General features: G+C 48.6%; 17 protein-coding genes. 10 read left to right on the forward strand and 7 right to left on the reverse strand.

Translation table 11 applies throughout. The features are described from left to right. Positions 1–350: 350 nt before the first annotated feature. The 4 genes from C5O19_RS19295 (at position 351) to C5O19_RS19310 (ending at position 2742) form a co-directional block, all read left to right on the forward strand. Positions 351–938 (forward strand): DUF4136 domain-containing protein, encoded by a 588-nt coding sequence (locus C5O19_RS19295; protein WP_165796073.1) that lies wholly within the window; start codon positions 351–353, stop codon positions 936–938. Between the two features lie 12 nt (positions 939–950). After that, the gene (locus C5O19_RS19300) at positions 951–1592 is read left to right on the forward strand and encodes a hypothetical protein (RefSeq protein ID WP_104715027.1); all 642 of its coding nucleotides are present in this window, start codon (positions 951–953) and stop codon (positions 1590–1592) included. Positions 1593–1671: 79 nt separating this feature from the next. Beyond that, positions 1672–2094, forward strand: coding sequence for a GNAT family N-acetyltransferase (locus C5O19_RS19305; protein ID WP_104715028.1), 423 nt, complete (start codon positions 1672–1674; stop codon positions 2092–2094). A gap of 129 nt (positions 2095–2223) precedes the next feature. Continuing rightward, entirely contained in the window at positions 2224–2742 is a 519-nt protein-coding gene (locus C5O19_RS19310; RefSeq protein ID WP_104715029.1) for a hypothetical protein, read from the forward strand. Positions 2743–3231: 489 nt separating this feature from the next. On the opposite strand, the gene C5O19_RS19315 is transcribed toward C5O19_RS19310, so the two are convergent. Beyond that, positions 3232–5595, reverse strand: a complete 2364-nt coding sequence (locus C5O19_RS19315) for a M1 family metallopeptidase (protein WP_104715030.1) — start codon at positions 5593–5595, stop codon at positions 3232–3234. Positions 5596–5900: 305 nt separating this feature from the next. Between C5O19_RS19315 and C5O19_RS19320 the strand changes: the two genes are divergently transcribed. Beyond that, on the forward strand, positions 5901–6329 hold the full coding sequence (locus C5O19_RS19320) for a VOC family protein (RefSeq protein ID WP_104715031.1): 429 nt from the start codon (positions 5901–5903) through the stop codon (positions 6327–6329). A gap of 62 nt (positions 6330–6391) precedes the next feature. On the opposite strand, the gene C5O19_RS19325 is transcribed toward C5O19_RS19320, so the two are convergent. Then, a complete protein-coding gene (locus tag C5O19_RS19325; protein ID WP_104715032.1) occupies positions 6392–8437 on the reverse strand; it encodes a prolyl oligopeptidase family serine peptidase in 2046 nt (681 codons plus the stop codon). 182 nt (positions 8438–8619) lie between these two features. Between C5O19_RS19325 and C5O19_RS19330 the strand changes: the two genes are divergently transcribed. Then, positions 8620–9147 carry a YfiT family bacillithiol transferase gene (locus C5O19_RS19330; protein ID WP_104715033.1) on the forward strand — a complete coding sequence of 176 codons (528 nt, stop codon included), beginning with the start codon at positions 8620–8622 and terminating at the stop codon, positions 9145–9147. Between the two features lie 149 nt (positions 9148–9296). On the opposite strand, the gene C5O19_RS19335 is transcribed toward C5O19_RS19330, so the two are convergent. Further along, entirely contained in the window at positions 9297–9962 is a 666-nt protein-coding gene (locus C5O19_RS19335) for a recombinase family protein (protein WP_104715034.1), read from the reverse strand. A 357-nt stretch (positions 9963–10319) separates the two neighbouring features. Between C5O19_RS19335 and C5O19_RS19340 the strand changes: the two genes are divergently transcribed. After that, entirely contained in the window at positions 10320–11696 is a 1377-nt protein-coding gene (locus tag C5O19_RS19340; RefSeq protein ID WP_104715035.1) for an alpha-L-fucosidase, read from the forward strand. A 68-nt stretch (positions 11697–11764) separates the two neighbouring features. On the opposite strand, the gene C5O19_RS19345 is transcribed toward C5O19_RS19340, so the two are convergent. After that, the gene (locus C5O19_RS19345; RefSeq protein WP_207766470.1) at positions 11765–13585 is read right to left on the reverse strand and encodes a glycoside hydrolase family 35 protein; all 1821 of its coding nucleotides are present in this window, start codon (positions 13583–13585) and stop codon (positions 11765–11767) included. A 248-nt stretch (positions 13586–13833) separates the two neighbouring features. On the opposite strand from C5O19_RS19345, the gene C5O19_RS19350 reads away from it, so the two are divergent. The 3 genes from C5O19_RS19350 to C5O19_RS19360 all read left to right on the forward strand — a co-directional run bounded on the left by C5O19_RS19350 (position 13834) and on the right by C5O19_RS19360 (position 17920). Then, positions 13834–15228: a Gfo/Idh/MocA family protein gene (locus C5O19_RS19350; protein WP_104715036.1), complete on the forward strand. Its 1395-nt coding sequence runs from the start codon at positions 13834–13836 to the stop codon at positions 15226–15228. Between the two features lie 22 nt (positions 15229–15250). Beyond that, positions 15251–16621, forward strand: a complete 1371-nt coding sequence (locus tag C5O19_RS19355) for a putative oxidoreductase C-terminal domain-containing protein (protein ID WP_104715037.1) — start codon at positions 15251–15253, stop codon at positions 16619–16621. Between the two features lie 153 nt (positions 16622–16774). Further along, a complete protein-coding gene (locus C5O19_RS19360) occupies positions 16775–17920 on the forward strand; it encodes a Gfo/Idh/MocA family protein (protein ID WP_104715038.1) in 1146 nt (381 codons plus the stop codon). Between the two features lie 39 nt (positions 17921–17959). Here the strand turns inward: C5O19_RS19360 and C5O19_RS19365 are convergent, their stop codons facing one another. The 3 genes from C5O19_RS19365 to C5O19_RS19375 all read right to left on the reverse strand — a co-directional run bounded on the left by C5O19_RS19365 (position 17960) and on the right by C5O19_RS19375 (position 19340). Continuing rightward, on the reverse strand, positions 17960–18565 hold the full coding sequence (locus C5O19_RS19365) for a Crp/Fnr family transcriptional regulator (protein ID WP_104715039.1): 606 nt from the start codon (positions 18563–18565) through the stop codon (positions 17960–17962). A 126-nt stretch (positions 18566–18691) separates the two neighbouring features. Beyond that, the gene (locus C5O19_RS19370; protein ID WP_094811690.1) at positions 18692–19048 is read right to left on the reverse strand and encodes a cupin domain-containing protein; all 357 of its coding nucleotides are present in this window, start codon (positions 19046–19048) and stop codon (positions 18692–18694) included. A 1-nt stretch (position 19049) separates the two neighbouring features. Next, a complete protein-coding gene (locus tag C5O19_RS19375) occupies positions 19050–19340 on the reverse strand; it encodes a GNAT family N-acetyltransferase (RefSeq protein ID WP_102202943.1) in 291 nt (96 codons plus the stop codon). Positions 19341–19344 lie beyond the last annotated feature (4 nt).

Consider the following 19344-nt stretch of genomic DNA (forward strand, 5'->3'; position numbering starts at 1 on the left):
ATTAGGCTACTCTTCATTAAAGTTCCAGGTGTTAGGCTTGAAAAGCGTCACCTGGAACTTTTGATTTTAGGAGCATTATATCATACCCTCATTGCATACGAGGCTATTAGGGTTGAACTCCTTCGGAGTTGGTCGGATAGGAATGGGCTTATACACTCCTATGCGAAAGTCCTACTGTTTCTCTTCAGTAATTATTCCTTACATCTGCTGATACGCAGCCGGAATGCCTCTCCGCTTTTAAGGTCATTTTAAGCGTATTTATAAATCACTTTAAAGCCGCTATCTGAGCTTTGGTCACACAAAAGCAGTACGAAAAACAAATTCAACACTATCAATTATGCATGTCACCCATGAAAACGCAATGGTTTTTTCTAGGTGTTATTCTGCTCTGGATGAGTGGATGCACTGCCGTTCGTGTACAGCAAAAAAGTGCGGTCAACTTTGATGAGTATCGAAAATTCACATTCGTCAAACCGGATATTCAGGGTAATAAAAATCCCTTGTATAAAAGTGGTATTACCGACGAAATGATTCAAAATGCGATTGCTTCCGAACTCACGAAAAAAGGATTGGTTCAAGACAATAATCAACCTGATTTATTAGTATCCACGCACGAGTATTTTGAAAATAAAACCCAGCAAGTTGCGAATCCCGCTTACCCGTACCCGTATTACGTTCCCTATAACATCTGGTACCGAAGCCGCTGGATGCCCGTTGGCTACAGTTACTATTATCAGCCCTGGAATAGCGGTTATCATACCGAACACTACACCGAAGGAACGCTGATCGTTGATGTCATTGATGCGAAAACGCAGCAATTACTATGGCGTGGTTCGCTGGAAAATCCGGTAAATGATCCGGCTGGACTGGCTAAACAATTTGCTCACGAGGCCGAAAAAATTCTGGCCCGTTACCCCGAACATCTTCAACACTCTTAATGTAACCTACTCATGAAAGCTCATCTGTTCGCGATCGGTATGATGCTGGTACTAGCCTCCTGCCAATCCTCTCCTAAAAAACAAGAAGCCCAAGCGGCCGCTACGGATACGACGCTCATTACGGCGGAAGAAACGCAGGTGATCGAAAATCCTTCGGACGCGTATTTCGATCAGGCCCTGATTGCCTTACAAACGAAGGCTCCCGAGGCAGCGGTGAAAGATATGGAATCGGGAATCGCGGCTCTTCAACAGGAGGGTAGAAATCTGAAAGGTGAAAACCTGACGAATTTCAATAATCATCTGAAAGACCTGGAAAAACTGGTAGAGCGGGCTAAAGAGAAAAAGCTCACGGAAGACGAGCTAAATCAGGCAGTCACGGCCGCTGAACTGACGGTGGGACACCAGGCTATTGAAGACATCCTCGTGTTACCGGAAGTGACAACTGATCCGTTGAAAGTTACCCTCAACGATCTGGAAAAACACGTGGGTAAACTGGACAAAACCAGCAAAGATGAGGGACTCAAACTGATCAGCACGGCTCGTACTTCGCTCGAATCCAGAGAAAAAGCGACTAAAGAAGAAGCCAAGAAAATGGATGAACGCCTGCGTCAGGATTTAAAAAATATTCAGGCTTACATCAAAAAACACGCATAAGAACCCATTCTGTAAGGATTAAAAAGGCCAAAGGCGTGCGTTCTGCATACCTTTGGCCTTTCATCTGTGATTGATCGCTATGCTACCCGTCTTCCACATTCAATCAATATCTGCCCAAGAAACCTATTCGTTACGTCACCAGGTGCTTTGGCCCGATCGACCGCTGGCATCCGTAAAACTTACCGATGATGAGCAAGGCCTGCACTACGGAGCTTTTTACGAAGGTCAACTGATCGGTGTTATTTCCGTTTTTGCTGAAACCAGCGATCGGTTTCGCTTTCGAAAGTTTGCCGTCAATGCGTCCTGGCAGGGGAGGGGTGTGGGGTCAGCCCTGCTTACGGAAGTGATTGCCCAGGTGCGTACGAAAAAAGCCAGAATACTCTGGTGCGATGCTCGCCTGACGGCCCAATCGTTTTACGAGCGGTTCGGTATGCAAATGGAGGGTGAGGTGTTCTACAAAAACGAAGTGGCTTACGCGAAGTATCGGTTGGAGATGGTGTAAAAGCCCGATAGACGACTGGCTTCTCTAAGCAGTCAGAAAATGAACATCACTAGCTGATTACAACAGCTTAGTTGCTGAAAATCAGGCCTCATGATCCTTACTTTAAGACCAAGAGACTTTTAAAAACGAATGAATACAGAAGCAACCAGCGTCGTAACGTATGGCGGATTGTCTAAAGAAGGACTACTGAATGAATTAAAAAGGGCTGATATACAGCTTAACGAATTTGCCGTTATACTCTTAGAAAGTCCGCATTGCGGTATCACTCCTATTAAACATTCCCTGACCATTGAAGAAGTAACGGTTGAATCGCTGGGTTTGCCGCAGGGAGGTACCCTGTCTGAAATCAGCGAAGGGGCTCGTCGCAAAGGTTTAGGAGCGTGTTCCTTGGAAGCCGCGTTTTATATCCGTTTGACTTATCCCGATCCTGAGGAAATAAAGGTGTCGGTGAAAACGCCAAACCAAAATCCACCCGGAGCACTCGTCATCTACACCGAAGCTCTGGAGCAAGACGATAACTTTCCGAGAGGATTGTATTTGCGAAAAATAGAAGGAAAATCCTGGCTAAGAGGGTACCGCTGTTCGGAGGACTATCTCTGGGCTCCATCAGATCGGTTTTTGTTTCGAGTGGATGAAGCGTTGGTTTGATGTCTAAGGTTTGATTAGTGTGGTGGAGTTCAAGATTTGATAATTTAAGGTAAGATTGAAGTAATGTTTCTTGCGATTGATTTAGGAAGAATTAAACTATACTAACAGAACCGTTTTTCGTCTCGCTGAGACGGCTGCAAGAATAGTCCCTATTCATCCCATGCCTCGCATGGAATGAATAGGGACAGGGTTCAGTTTTGTGCCGTCCATGCAGTTATTCGACTGGGTTTAGCAACTACCAACTATTGCTAAAAGATTAAAACCTCTCCCGCCTGTGAGCCCTTCTATGGGGCAACGGAGTAACCTGCCTCGCCCATTCCACGGGGGCCATCCCACGGGGGCCATTCCATGGTGGGAACAATGCGGTGGGCATGAACTAAGCTAGGCAGTTACGGAGAGGTCCAGCCTGGAAGGCTTACGGGCTACTAACCGGCCGTGCTTGTGGGGCGAAACCGGTCTGTTCAAGGCGGCCCAATCCACGATTACTAATCATTTCCCCGATTTCCCCCCGATCGCTCCCTGCGAAGATTTCTGCTCCTGCATCGGATTGAGTGGACGTTTGAACTCGCGTTGTTTGAACATCTGAAAGCGGGTGGGTTGACTTGGTTGTCGCGGAAAGGCATTGTTCTCCGTATCAATATCGGCGATTTCGTAGTAGGGGTCCAATGTCCATTGGGTTACTTTTTTATCCGTTGGAATGACTTTCATGATCTGTTTGTCATTCATCCGCCAGATTTCCGCTGGGAAACGGAATACTTCACTGGTACCGTCTTCGTAATCAGCCTTCACAATGACGGGCATGACCAGACCGCCCTTGTTTTCGATGCTAAGCGTATAAAAGTTCTTCCCGGATTGGTACAGCTTTTTCTCTTCTTCACTCAGCGTGCCCAGAAAATCAGCGTATTGCTTGTTCTCGGCCTCGGTGGGAGCGTAGCGATCGTAGGTATTGTAAAAATCCTTCATCTCCGGATTCGCCTCTACGACGGTCTGCTTAATATCCGTTTTATTGCGTTCCACTGCCATCGTTTGGCGACGTTTCTCATCGGCTTCTTTCAAACGAGCCTTACGGCCGGCCGGGTCCTGAGCGTCAATAGCAAACCATTTTACTTCGGCCAGATTCTGATCGGCGGGCTCGACAGTGTAGAACCAGCCCTTCCAGAACCAGTCCAGATCTACACCCGAGGCATCTTCCATCGTTCGGAAAAAGTCGGCGGGCGTAGGCGATTTGAAAGCCCAGCGACGAGCGTATTCCTGAAAGGCGTAATCGAATAACTCCCGACCCATGATCGTTTCCCGCAGAATATTCAAGCCAGCTGCGGGTTTGGAATACGCATTAGGTCCGTACTGCATGATGTTGTCCGATGAGGTCATGATCGGTACCTGCGTATGAGCCGCCGACTGCATGTAAGGCACAATCTTCTGTGGTTCGCCGTAACTACTGGGGAAATCGCGGTCCCATTCCTGCTCGGCCAGGTACTGACAAAAGCTGTTAAGTCCTTCATCCATCCAGGCCCACTGGCGTTCGTCGGAGTTGACGATCATTGGGAAAAAGTTATGGCCCACCTCGTGAATGATGACACCAATGGTGCTGTACTTGGTGCGTTCGGAATAGGTACCATCGGCTTCGGCCAGTCCACCGTTGAAGCTAATCATCGGATACTCCATCCCACCACCGGGACTGCCGCTGTTCACGGAAATCGCTACTGGATACGGATACGGAATAGTACGGGCCCCGTAACTTCGCAGCGTATGAGCCACGGCTTGCGTCGAGTACTGCCCCCATAGCGGATTGCCCTCTTTCGGATAATACGACATCGCCATGGACTTCTTCCCGTTCAGATCCACGTTCATAGCATCCCAGATGAACCGACGACTACTGGCAAATGTAAAATCCCGCACGTTGTCGGCTTTGTAAATCCAGGTTTTTTTACCCGTAGTCTTATTCTTCGAAGCCGCAATGGCCTCCTCCTGCGTAATCATCAGAACGGGCGTCTTGTAGCTGTTTTTAGCCTCCTGCCAGCGTTTCTGTTGAGTAGCCGTAAGGATTTCCTTACTATTTTGCAATTCGCCCGTGGCGGCTACCACGTGTCCGGCCGGTACGGTGATGGCCACTTTGTAGTTACCGAAGATCAGCGTAAACTCGCCCGCTCCCATAAACTGCTTATGCTTCCAGCCGTCCACATCGTCGTAAGCGGCCAGTCGCGGAAACCACTGAGCGATGTAATACGCGTAGTTGCCGTCGGCGGGGTAATATTTGTAATTGCAGCGGCCCTGCGGGGGAACCAGAAAATCCCAGTCAACCGAGAATACAACTTTCTCTCCGGGCTTGAGCGGCTGAGCCAGATCCACCCGCATCATGGTTTCGTTGACCGTAAACTTGAGGTCCTTTCCACGGGTAACATCCTTCACCGAATGAATATTGTACCCGTACGCTTTCGCTGGCGTATTCGCCAGTCGGGCTAGCTCGGCCGTACTCATCCCTTCCGGGTTAATGCCGCTGCTCATGGAGGCTTTGCCCGCCGCCGCATCAGCCCGAAAGCGGTTCTGCTCGACCTGTAACCAGATGTAAGGCAAGGCATCCGGCGAATCGTTGTGGTACGTAACCGTCTCCGTACCCGTAATTTTCTGCTGTTCGTCGTCGAGTTCTACTTTAATGTCGTAATCGGCCCGTTGCTGCCAGTAGGCTTTGCCGGGAGCACCGGAAGCGGATCGCGTGTTCGTAGGTGTAGGCAGGAGCGTACCCAGTTGTTCGAAACGGGTATTGGATTGGTACGTTGGAGCCGCCGGATTTTGGGCCAGTAACGCCAGATGCGTACACAGGCCGAGGCTTAGGGTAAGGAAACGTTTTTTCATACGGGAAAGAAAAACAAGAGTTAAAGCAGGTCTCCAAGATAAAAGAGAACTGAATTACGGATTTGGTATAAAGCTAAGATAAACTCGCTTGTGGGAGGTGAGTGGCTCAAGATACAAAAGAAACAGGAAGTCATATATGTAAAAGATGGCTTTTTATTTGAACGGCTTGTTCCGCTTTCAGCTCAGTTTCATTCCAACAAATTAGTCGTTCTTTAAGTCGCTGAGGCAGAAGCAACGATTGTATTTTTAGCTTAGTTTTAAGCATCGATCAAACCTCCGTACTGTACTTCTAAACACGTTTAACTATGACGGCTTTAACGCTCCATCCCTATCTGTTTTTCGGCGGAAACTGCCGGGAGGCCATGGAATTTTACCGAACCATTTTTGGCGGAGAACTAACGGTATCTACTTACGGTGATGGGCCAGCGGATGCTCATCAGGACCCCAAAGCCAACAGTGAGCAGATGAAAAGTAAAATTATGTTTTCCCGATTGCAGGGCGAAGTAATCTTACTGGCCAGTGACCATCCTTACTATACGGAAACGCAAAACAACGGGCCCTTTAGTTTATCCCTCGAAGGTTCAGAAGACGAAAAATTGACGAGGTATTTTGAACAGCTTTCGCAAGACGGTCAGATCACTGCTCCACTCATCAAACAATTCTGGGGAGAAACGTTTGGGATGGTCAAGGACCGATACGGCATTCACTGGATGGTTACCATCAAAGCAGGTTAGTGGTCATAAAAAATGGATCCTAATAGAACGGAGCTTCATCTGAATGAAGCTCCGTTCTGCGTTTAGTAGATCTCTAGGCCCATGTTCCAGAATACAAAGGCCCATTTATCGGCCTGTTCTTCAATGATTTTGGCCGTAGGTTTGCCAGCCCCGTGTCCTGCCGAGGTATCGATGCGAATCAATACCGGATTGGGGCCGGCGTGTTTTTCCTGTAACGCTGCCGCAAATTTGAAGCTATGGGCGGGCACCACCCGGTCGTCGTGGTCGGCGGTGGTAATCATCGTGGCCGGATAGGACGTACCGGCTTTCAACTGATGCAGGGGCGAATAGCCGTACAGGTTTTCAAAGCTCTCTTTTGACTGAGCACTCGATCCGTATTCAACCACCCAGCCCCAGCCCACGGTAAACAAATGAAAGCGTAACATATCCAGTACGCCCACGGCGGGGAGAGCCACGCGAAACAGCTCCGGCCGCTGCGTCATTACAGCACCCACGAGCAAGCCTCCATTGGAACCCCCGGCAATCGCCAGTCGCTCCGGACGGGTATACTGCTGGCGTTGCAGGTATTCCGCCGCCGCAATGAAATCGTCGAATACATTCTGTTTGTTTTCCAGCATGCCGGCCTTGTGCCAGCTTTCGCCGTACTCGCCGCCGCCCCGCAAATTCACTTGGGCGTAGATACCGCCGTTTTCGAGCAAAATGAGATTGGATGTGCTAAAGGCTGGACTCAAACTGATGTTGAACCCGCCGTAGGCATACAAGAGCGTAGGAGCCGAGCCGTCGCGAATCAGCCCTTTCTTATGCGTCAGAAACATCGGAACCAATGTGCCATCCTTACTGGGATAGAACACCTGATTCGTTTCGTAATCTTCTGGGTTAAACTGAATTTCGGAGGAACGAAAGAGCAACGATTCTCCCGTAGCAATCGTATAACGGAAAATCGTGGGCGGGTATAGAAAAGAAGTGAACGTGTAAAATAGCTCCTGATCGTCTTTATTGCCTGACCAGCCGTAAGAAGAACCCAGACCGGGCAGACGTACCTGCCGATCGAGCTGTCCCGTTGCCAAATCGTACTGGAAAACCTGATCCGTGACATCTTTCAGGTAATTCACGAAGAGTTTGCCACCACTCGTCCCGGCTGATTCCAGCTTTTCGGGCTTTTCCGCCACAAAAATGGATTCTTCCCGGGTGAATGGATGGATTAGTACTAAGTGATAGTTCGAGGCATTTTCATTCGTATGAACCAGTAACTGATCCCCCCGATTATCGACAACGGCGTAGTTGTACTGAAATCCTTTGTAAAGTCGGATAAATGCACTGCCTTCCTGCTGCAAATCTTTCACCCAAATCTCCGACCCGTCCGTACCTTCCGAACTATTGAGGATCAGAAACCGCTCATCTTCAGTCGTTTGGGCAAAAAAGTAGCGATAGGGATGTTCCTGATCTTCAAATACCAGCTGATCTTCTTCCTGCGGGGTACCTAGTTGGTGATAGTAGACTTTATGAAATTGGTTAGCCGCGGATAGCTCTTCACCGGGTTTCGGCTCGTCGTAACGACTGTAGTAAAAGCCGTTTTTATGCCAGGCGGCACCGCTGAATTTAAGCCACCGTAAGACGTCGGACGTTTTTTCGCGGGTGGAAATTTCCATGACTTCCATTTCCTGCCAGTCTGAACCCGCCCGGTTGATACTCAGGGCGGCATATCGATGGTCGTGCGAAAATCCGGCGAAATTGGCCGTCACCGTTCCGTCACTTGACCAGGTATTCGGATCCAGAAACACTTCCGGTTCCGCCGCTAATCCTTTCTGGTAATAAACGACCGCCTGGTTTTGCAGACCGTCGTTCTTGGAGAAAAAGTAGTAGTCACCGACGCGAAACGGCGAGCCGTAGCGGGGATAATTCCAAAGCTTTTCGAGGCGTTTTTTGATACGATCCCGAAAGGGAATTTGCTCTAAATACTGAAAAGTTACTTTATTTTGCTCAGCCACCCAAGCCAGCGTTTCGGGAGCCGTATCGTTCTCCAACCAGCGGTAGGGATCTGCGACGGTGGTTCCAAAATAATCATCCGTAACGCTAAAATCCTGCCGGGTTTCGGGGTAATGAATCATACGAAAAAGATAGTTTTAAAGGCCAATAAAAAGTAAATATGCTCGTGTAAAATCAAGTAATAAGATAGAAGTATTTGCATAGTTAACAAAAATAATTTTGTGTATTAAAAGATAAAATATGTAATTATAAAAGCCATTAAACTATCAACCAACAACAATTAACCATCAACCAATTTTCCCACATGGAGCATCTTAAATTTCCCATTGGCCCCTTTCAATTAAAGGAGAATTATACGGACGAGGAACTTCAAAAATGCGTTGAAATTATTCGAGCTTCACCCGCTACCTATCGCAGACTAGTACAAGATCTTTCCGAAGAAGAGCTGCTTAAAACGTATCGGGAAGGCAGCTGGACTATTCGGCAGCTGGTCCATCACGTAGCCGATATTCAACTGCTGCATTATTTCCGAATGAAAAAAGCAATGACTGAACCGGACTATGCCGAGGCGACCCTTATTGACATGGGTGGTTGGGCCCATACTGCCGATAGTGTGTCCGCACCCGTAGAAGACTCACTCCTGCTTTTCGAAGGCGTACACCAGCGGTATGCCTACCTGATTGAATCTTTAACACCTGAACAACTGGAGCTTAGCTATTTTCATCCCGTCCGCAACATTTACTTTAATCAAAAGCAGGCCATCGCCATTTCAGCTTGGCACGTGCAGCATCATTTGGCCCATATTGAGTTGGCTTTGGGATTGCGGGTTTAATGGAATTTGGGGTTTGAATTTGGTTTAAAGTTTGAATGTCGTTTAAGTAGGGTTTAAGGTTTGGAATAGGGTTTAAGGTTTAAATTTTTAAAGTTTAGGTATTAAATAAAAATAATTAAATTTCAAACATTTCAAACATTTCAAACATTTCAAACATCCACCTCCCGGCGTTTTAATAACCGATACACGGCTTTACTTTCGAATGATTTTTGTCGTCGGGTTTGGTAATGCGTCTGGTTTAATTTGTCGGCAATTTGGGCGTAGGTCATTCCCATGTTTCGGTACAAAAGAGCCAGTTCAGTAGCTTGTACATTGGCTTTATTACTGCGGGCATTTTGCTGACGGATTTGTTCTCCTTTTTTGATAGCCAGAGCATTCAGATTTTCCGGTTTTCCCAGGTTAAAACCCTGGGATTTTTTTTGGGCCAGAGCCGCCCGGGTCCGTTCTGACGTTCGCTCAGCTTCATACTGAGCAAAGGTTACCATCATTCCGACCGTTAACGTATTGGCATCGGGTAAATCACAGGCAACAAAATCAATGCCCGAATCCCGCAGGGTCATGACAAAAGCCACATTGCGACTGAGACGGTCGAGTTTTGCAATGAGCAATTTGGCGTGGTGTTGGTGACAGGCCCGGATAGCTGCCTGTAGCTGAGGCCGCTCGCTCTTGCGGCCCGATTCAATTTCGGTAAATTCTTCTACCAGCGTATCCGACTCCCGAAGGTATCGCTCCACAATCGCCCGCTGATCCCCCAAGCCCAATCCGCTTCGCCCCTGACTTTTAGTAGAGACACGGTAGTAACAGATATATTTCATAACGATGGGCATGATTCCGCTCAAATACTGAGCAACTAACAACAAATCACGGCTCTTATAAGTAAAGCTTATCGAAGAAAACGCCGTTTTTACTCAAAAATAAACCTCTTATGGCATTTTACAAACGTCCGTTTAAAAAATGCCATAACCATTTTTGCTATGTTAAAGCCGCTGAGATTCGTACAGACGATAGCATTTCTTTTCTTAGGACGAGTATCAAAATCTCAGATCGATTCTTTAGACAGAGAAAAGAAGCATTTTTTAGAAAACGGAGTGTGTCGTGAGTTTTACCAACCGCTTATTGACTATACACTCTGGAAGTATTTTTCCCAACAACAAACCATTTACCTCTATTGCATGAAACGAATTTGCCTGTGGGCTCTCTTGCTTTGCTTGCCCGTATTAACCCAAGCTCAAAAAAATCTTGTCCAGCTTCAGAAGGATTTTGTGGATCTTCGCTTTGGTATGTTTATCCACTTCAACATTCCAACGTTTATGGATGAAGACTGGGCTGATCCTGATGCTTCACCTGCTCTTTTTAACCCGACTAAACTGGATTGTCAGCAGTGGGCCAAAGCGGCCAAAACCGCTAAGATGTCCTACGGAGCCTTGACGACCAAACACCACAGCGGTTTCTGTATCTGGGATACGAAAACTACGGACTACAACGTCATGCACAGTCCACTCAAGCGGGATGTGGTGAAAGAATATACGCAGGCCTTTCGCTCCAATGGACTGAAAGTCATGCTGTATTACTCCATTCTGGATACGCATCACAAACTACGACCCGGTTACATTACCCGGCAGCACATCGATATGGTGAAAAGCCAGTTGACGGAACTATTGACCAATTACGGCGAAATTTCCGCCCTGATCATTGACGGTTGGGATGCTCCGTGGTCACGCATTTCGTACGACGAAATTCCCTTCGAGGAAATTTACTACCACATCAAATCCATTCAGCCGAACTGCCTGGTGATGGATCTGAACGCAGCCAAGTATCCGGCGGAAGCCTTGTATTACACGGACATCAAGTCCTACGAGCAGGGAGCAGGCCAGCATATTTCCAAGGAAACCAACCGCCTGCCGGCATTATCCTGTCTGCCGATTAATGGAGCCTGGTTCTGGAAAACGAAATTCCCCAATGAGCCCGTGAAAGATCCGGCCGTATTGGTGAAAGACAATCTGGTACCTTTCAATAAAGCTTATTGTAATTTTATCCTCAACGTGGCTCCCAACCGCGAAGGCCTCATCGACGCCAACGCCTTGGCTGCCCTTCAAAAAATGGGTGAGTTGTGGACTGAAAAAGCAACTTCATCCAACCTGCCTACCTACGATGCTCCGGTTATTTCTTCGAATCTGGCGAAGAAACGTCCTGCCAATGGAAGCTGGAGTAATGACATGGACATTTTCGATTTCGGAAACGATGATAGTTTCCGGACATCCTGGCGTTCCAATCCAACGGTAAAAAATCCCTGGTACGAAGTGACCCTAGATAAAGTACAGCCGTTTAATCTCATCTCCGTCTATGTAACTCAGGATGAGATTACTGCGTATCAAGTGGAATACTTTAACAATGGTAAATGGCATCCCCTTGCCGTGAAAAATCGGGCGGGTAAAGCGAAGATTCACCGGTTTCCTACGGTATACGGCGAGAAAGTACGGATGCGTATTGATGGGTACAAAAATCCGCCCAGCATTGCTGAGTTTGGCGTGTACAACGAACGCAATTAAGTAGAGGTCTAAAAAGAAAACGAGCCCCTTGACGTCAAGGGGCTCGTTTTCTGTAGGTTGGAAATCGATTACTCCAGCGTTTTGCGACCGCTAATGTCTGCCGCTTCCAACTGGTGCTGATCGAAAATCACGACTTCATTGGTTCCTTTTTTCAACCAGGAAGCCGGACAATACAAGCGGGTTTGCGGACCCCGTTCCCAGTAACGGCCCAGGTTGTGTCCGTTCACGTAAATGACTCCTTTTTTGTAAGCACTCAAATCAAAATAGGTATCGGCAGTTTCGGTCAACTCGAATGACCCTTTGAAAAATCGTCCGGGCTGATCGGGTACTACTTGGGCGGATTTCAGCGACTGGATGTAGGGCGTGGTAAAGGGCAAATTAAATACCTGCCAGTTCATCAGCGTCATCCCATTAAGTGAAACCCGGTCGGTGATTCCCTTTCGGTCAATCATGTATTCGGCAAAATTGATTCGTCCCATTCCTTCTACCAGAATATCCAGCATCGGTTCCTTGGCATCGGTCTTGGGTAAAGTAATGCTGAAATTTCCGCCGTCTCGATAGACGTGGCCGACGTATTTCCCATCTACATAGACCGTTGCATAATCGTGTACTTCGGTTAGGATCAGCTTGCCAGACGTATGAGCGTTCAAACGCGTCCGGTACAGAATAAAACCGGAGTTCTGACCGAAGGCTTCCATCGGTTTGGGTTGAGCGACCGTTTGCGGTGCGGGCAAGTTATTCCAGACTGCACCATACGCTTTCATGGCTATAGCAGGAATTTCCATAACCGGAATCGGAGCGGGAATGGGTGGCGGAGTCTGTCCCGTATGCTGCTGAATCAACTTACGAAGGGCCATATATTTAGGCGTAGCCCGACCCTGTTCGTTGACGGGAGCATCGTAATCATAGCTGGTTAAGTCCGGCTGGTATTCGGTCGGTTTGAACCCATTCGCCCCTGCAGTAAAGCCAAAGTTCGTACCGCCGTGCAAGACGTAAAAGTTCAAGGATAGTTTATTTTTCAGCAAGAAACGAACTTCTCTCATTAAGCTTGCCGTATCGGGGCGAGCCCATTTTTCGCCCCAGTGGGTCAGCCATCCAGGATACGTTTCGCTACTGAAAACGGGTACGTCAGGATTTAGTTTTCGGGCCAGCGTAAAGTCGTGTTCGCTGGCCCCGGGATCAAGGCCCGAGGCTACGCCCGGCAGACTACCCGCTTTCAGATTAGGCGTTGCCGGGCCGTCGGCGGTATAGAAAGGAACGTTGATGCCGTTTTTCTGCCAAAGTTGCTGGATGGTTCGAAGATACGCACGGTCGTTGGCGTAGCTGCCATATTCATTCTCGATCTGTACCATCAGGATCGGACCGCCTTTGGACACCTGTAGCTCTCGAACCTGTCGACTCAGTTGTTGTACGTAACGTTCCACCGCTTTCATGTACGTCGGGTCCAGGCAACGAACTTTGAGGTCGGGTTGAGCGAGCAGATAGGGCGGTAAGCCACCAAAGTCCCACTCCGCACATACGTACGGACCGGGTCGCAGTAACACCCACATGCCTTCCGCCTGAGCCAGTCGAATGAAGGCAGCGATGTCGCGGTTTTCGGACTTGAAATCAAACGCACCGGGTTTTTCTTCGTGGTAATTCCAGAAAACGTATACAGCTACCGTGTTGCAGCCCATGGCTTTCGCCATTTGAATGCGGTGTTTCCAGTACTCCTTTGGAATACGGGCCGGGTGCATTTCGCCACTGATGAGCTGATACGGTTTGCCGTCGAGAAGAAAATCAGTTTTACTTAGGGAAAACGTGTGGGGCTTTGACTGAGCCTGAACCCACTGGCTACGCAGGGTAACCCAGAGCATCAAAGAAATTAGAATAGAAATTCGGGTATTCATAAAGGTTTTCGTAAGAAATAAGGGAAGTATCTAGTTTAGTAAACCTCGTATTCCTGAATTCATACTCGTTTTGAATCCGATTATCAATGTAACTGTCCGTATAACTGTTGGAAATGGGTGACGGTCAGCGGTTTTTTAGAAAAACCTTCTTCCTATATTAAGGTAAGACGCTTCTGGGAAAAGTCTTATCTTTAACAAAAAGAGAAAGCTTACGGGCTAGCTCTGACTACCTCTATCCTGCTATTCGTATGAAACCCAAGCAAGCGTATTCCCGCCGGAAATTTCTAGAGCTATCCGGTAAAACAACGCTGGCCACCGCCGCCGTGATGGGTGGTTTCCCCAGTATCGTTCCTGCTTCCGTATTCGGAAAAAATGCCCCTAGTAATCGCATCACCATTGGAGCGATCGGTACGGGTCGTATCTCCCGGGGTCACGATATGCCGGGCGTCTGGCAATACGATCAGGCTTTAATTACGGCCGTCTGTGACCTGGATCGCAACCGGGCCGAAGATGCCAAGACGCTTGTCAATCAGTATTACACGAAGAAAACGGGTAAAGATTACGACGGTGTTCGGGTCTACACGGATTACCGCGAACTGCTCAACAACAAGGATATTGACGCTGTATTGGTCAGTACGCCCGATCACTGGCACGCTCCCATTGTCATTCAGGCCGTACAGGCGGGCAAGGATGTATACATGCAGAAACCGGCTTCGCTGACCATCGCCGAAGGCCGGATGATGGCCGATGCCGTGAAGCGTTCGGGACGAATCGTGCAGGTAGGGAGCCAGCAGCGGTCGTCACGACAGTTTCGGTACGCCGCCGAATTGGTACGCAATGGCCGTATTGGTGAACTGAAAACGGTGTACGTTGGATTGCCCGGTGATCCTTCGGGTGAAGAGGAACCGCAGATGCCCATACCAAAAAATCTCAACTACGACATGTGGCTGGGTACGACGCCCGAAGTATATTACACCGAAAAACGTGTACACCCGCTGGTGGGCTATGATCGGCCGGGCTGGTTACGCTGCGAACAGTTTGGGGCGGGGATGATTACGGGTTGGGGCTCGCACCACATCGACTGCTCGCACTGGGCGATGAATACGGAACTGACGGGTCCCGTAGAAATCTGGGGGAAAGCCGATTTCCCGAAAAGTGGTTTGTGGGACGTACACGGTATTTTCCGGACCGAGGCTCGTTACGCCAATGGCGTTCACATGATCGTTAGTAATGAATTGCCGAACGGTATTAAGTTTGAAGGGACGGAAGGCTGGATTTTCGTTTCCCGGGGTGACGCCTCGGTAACGGCGAGTGACCCGATTGCTAAACAACAGGCCGCTAAAGCACTGGACGCCAGCGATCCGAAACTTCTGACTTCGGAAATTGGTCCGAACGAAATTCACTTGCCCGTCAGTAAGGAACACCACGGTAACTGGCTGGAAAGTATTGTGAGTAAGAAAGATCCAATTGCTCCGGCGGAAATTGGTCACCGTTCGTGCTCGGCCTGTCTGCTGCACCACGCGGCGATGAAACTCAACCGGAAGCTGTACTGGGACCCGGAAAAAGAACAGTTCAAAAACGACGCGGAGGCTAATCAGTTGTTGTCTCGTCCGCAACGGGCCCCATATGCGATAAAAGTTTAAACCTTTACCTAATTTGTACCTTATGCATTGGCGTTACAAAACGATTGCTTACCTGAGTATCATGGCCACATTTCTGGGCTGTACTGAAAAGACCAAAGAATCTGCCATTCACCTGATTACCCTCGATCCGGGCCATTTCCATGCAGCACTGGTTCAGAAAAGCATGTATCCCGACGTGGATGCCCGCGTACACGTCTACGCTCCCGAAGGACCGGATGTGAAATTGCACCTGGAAAAAATCGGAGGGTATAATAAACGGGCGGAAAATCCGACGCACTGGAACGAAGTGGTATACACGGGAACGCATTATTTCGAGAAAATGCTGGCGGATAAAACGGGTAATGTCGTAGTACTGGCCGGGAATAACGAGAAAAAAGCGGATTACATTCAGCGATCGGTAGAAGCGGGTTTTAACGTACTATCGGATAAACCCATGATTATCAACGCCAAGGATTTTGATCGACTGAAATCCAGTTTCGCAACGGCCGATCAGAAAAATGTTTTATTGTACGACATCATGACCGAGCGTTTTGAAATCAGTACGGCTTTGCAACGCGAATTCTCCAAAATCGAATCGGCTTTCGGGACGCTGGAAAAAGGGACGCCCGACAATCCTGCCGTAACGAAGGAGAGTGTTCACCATTTCTACAAATACGTTTCGGGCAGTGTACTGACGCGTCCGGCCTGGTTTATGGATGTGAATCAGCAGGGCGAGGGGATTGTGGATGTGACCACGCACCTGGTTGATCTGGTACAGTGGGAATGTTTTCCGGAACAAGTCATTGATTATCAAAAAGATATTAAACTTACTTCCGCCCGTCGCTGGACGACGGACATGACCCGCAGCCAGTTTAAGACGATCACGAAACAGGCGGATTTTCCGGCGTACCTGAAAAATGCCATCACGCGGGATAGTGTACTCAAAATTTACAGCAACGGCGAGATCAACTACCAGCTCAAGGGTGTACACGCCAAGGTTTCGGTGACCTGGGCTTACAAGGCTCCCGAAGGCGGTGGCGATACGCACTATTCAATCATGCGGGGTACGAAAGCGAATCTGGTGATTCGGCAGGGAGCTGAGCAGAAGTTTGTCCCGACGCTGTACATCGAACCACGCGATACGACGGCCTCTTATGCAACGGCTCTGCAAACGGCTTTACAAACGGTACAACAAACGTATCCCGGTATTGAGCTGAAGAAAATTTCGACAGGCTGGGAGGTGGTCATTCCTAAAAAGTATCAGGAAGGCCACGAAGCTCATTTTGGCCGGGTAACGGAAAACTACCTAAAATATCTCAAGGAAGGGAAATTGCCTGCTTGGGAAGTGCCGAATATGATTTCTAAATACTATACGACGACGCAGGCCCTAGAATTAGCCAAGAAGAGTAAGTAATGGGGGTTGGGTTTTAACCCAACCCTACGAGCCTACGCCTCTGGGGGGGGGGAATTGCGGGTGAGAGCCGTAGGCTCGGTGTATTACGTAAGAACGGATTTCAATCCATTCGCCTCTGGTTCATATCATAACCAATACTGACCTCTATTAACCATGAACGATGAAAATCGCCGGAGTTTTCTAAAGAACTCTGTCACTACGGCTGCGGGATTGATGGGCGTTCCTTTCCTAAGTCAGGCGGCAACCCTATCCATACCAGCCATTCACGCACCGAAAGAACCTGCCCGAATTCGCTTTGGGGTCATTGGCATCAACCACGGACACATTTACGGTCAGGTCGAAGCCGTGACGCGGGGTGGAGGCGAACTCGTTTCTTTCTACGCAAAAGAACCCGATTTGGCCGCAACCTTTGCCAAACGTTATCCCAAAGCCAAACAGGCCAGCAGTGAAAAAGAAGTTCTCGAAGATACTTCGATTAAACTGATCCTCAGTTCCATCATTCCGGATGAGCGGGCTCCGCTGGGTATCCGCGTCATGGAGCACGGCAAAGATTACATGGTCGACAAACCCGGAATTACCAGTCTGGATCAACTGGCCGACGTTCGACGGGTACAGAAAAAAACGGGACGCATTTTTTCGATCATGTTTAGTGAACGCTTTGAAAATAAAGCAACCGTCAAAGCCGGAGAGCTGGTCAAAGCCGGAGCCATCGGTCAGGTCATCCAGACCATCGGATTAGGACCGCACCGGATGACCCCGCAGTCCCGGCCCGACTGGTTTTTCGATCGAAAACGCTTTGGCGGGATCATTTGTGACATCGGTTCCCACCAGTGCGATCAGTTTCTATTTTTTACCGGTTCAAAGAAAGCGGAAGTCGTTGCTTCTCAGGTAGGCAATGTGCATTATCCGCAGTACCCTAAATTCGAAGATTTCGGCGATCTGATGTTACGCGGGGATGGCGGGATGGGTTACATCCGGGTGGACTGGTTTACGCCCGACGGACTCAAGAGTTGGGGAGACGGACGACTAACCATTCTGGGTACGGAAGGATACATCGAAATCCGTAAAAACATTGACATTGCGGGTCGCGACGGTGGCAATCACCTGTTTCTGGTGAATCAGAAAGAAACCCGGTACATGGACTGTAGCCAGGAAAATCTCCCTTATGGACGCCTGCTCGTCGATGATGTGCTAAACCGAACCGAAACGGCCATGCCCCAGGAACACTGCTTTTTAGCGACCGAACTGGCCCTGAAAGCCCAGCAGAAAGCTCAAATGGTAGACGTTCACAAAGCCTGACTTGACTATACAGTCGATACACAGTCGAGCCCTTCAAAATCACGATTTTGGAGGGCTCGGTGTTGAAAGCTTCCGTCGTACTTTACTCAAAAATTCCGGCGTAAAACCCAGGTACGAAGCAATGTAATGCTGAGCTACCCGCTGCGGAATAGCCGGATAGCGATTCAGAAAATCCAGGTATTTATCGACAGCTGTGGAGGTTACGGTTCGGAAAAAGCGTTCCTGTAATTGCGAAAGATTACGCTGAACCATCAGCCGGAACATTCGCTCAAAAGCCGGTACGCGGTGCAGCAACTGCTCCTTGGTTTCGGGTGTGAGAATCAGTAATTCGCAGTCTTCCAGCGTTTCAATGTACCAATGGCTGGGTTTCTGTTCGTGGAAACTAATGATATCGCTTACCCACCAGTCTTCAATCGCAAACTGTAACGTTACTTCATTGCCGTCGTGGTCAATGTGATACGTCCGAATGCAACCTTTCAGCAGGTACGCTTCAAACGTACATACTTCTCCTTCCTGTAATAAAAAGTGCTTCTTAGGAACCGTCCTGTGCTGGAGCAGTGAGTTGAAATACTGAAGATCCTCTTCCGAAAAAGAAGAATATTTACGGACATTGGTATTAATACGTTCGTAGAGCAGATCGGCCATTCCTGAATACGGATTGATTTTCCCGTAAAGTAAAAAGGTGTTGGTCGTTTTTGGTTAAGGGTTCCAGGTGTAACAAGGAGCATTATCTCAACTGCCAACTGAAAAACCCGGAGTAAAGCCCCGGGTTTAGAACGTAATGAAAACGGACTTTCGCTTCGCATTCAATAGATTACGGGTGCGGTGCCCCTTGCCCGTAAGGTCTTCCATCTGCAGAATTTCCCCCGCTTCAAAGATCCGTTTTTCCCCCAGCGAAGTTTCAATTTCAATCCTGCCATCGAGCAAAATGATAAATTGCCGTTGCGGAGCCGTGTGAAAATCGAAATCGTAGTCGGCGGTTACCTCCCGAAATATGACGTCCCGTACGGGCAGTTTTTCCGAGAGAAAGCCAATCGGTCCGGCATCCGTAAGGGGGTACTGAACCGTTTCAAAATGCGTATCGCCCTGTTCGTCGGCGTATACCTTCGTCACCTGAAATGTTTCCATGTTATTTGGGTTGAACCAGACGATTCCAGTCGGGGTGCCGCTTCAGATACGCCTGTACGTACGGACACAGCGGTACCAAAGCTAATCCCCTCGACTCAATGTCTTCCAGCACCCGCGTTACCAAAGCCGAGGCTACGCCCATGCCCTCCAGTTCGCTGGGGACTTCCGTGTGAATCAGGTAAATCTTACTCCCTTTTTCGAGGTAATCGATGAAAGCCCGATGCCCATTGATCACCATTTCATAATTGTGAATGGGCACATTGTTGTGGAGCGGAATGCTGGAAAAGTCCATCGTC

The sequence above is a fragment of the Siphonobacter curvatus genome (assembly GCF_002943425.1).
GTDB lineage: Bacteria > Bacteroidota > Bacteroidia > Cytophagales > Spirosomataceae > Siphonobacter > Siphonobacter curvatus.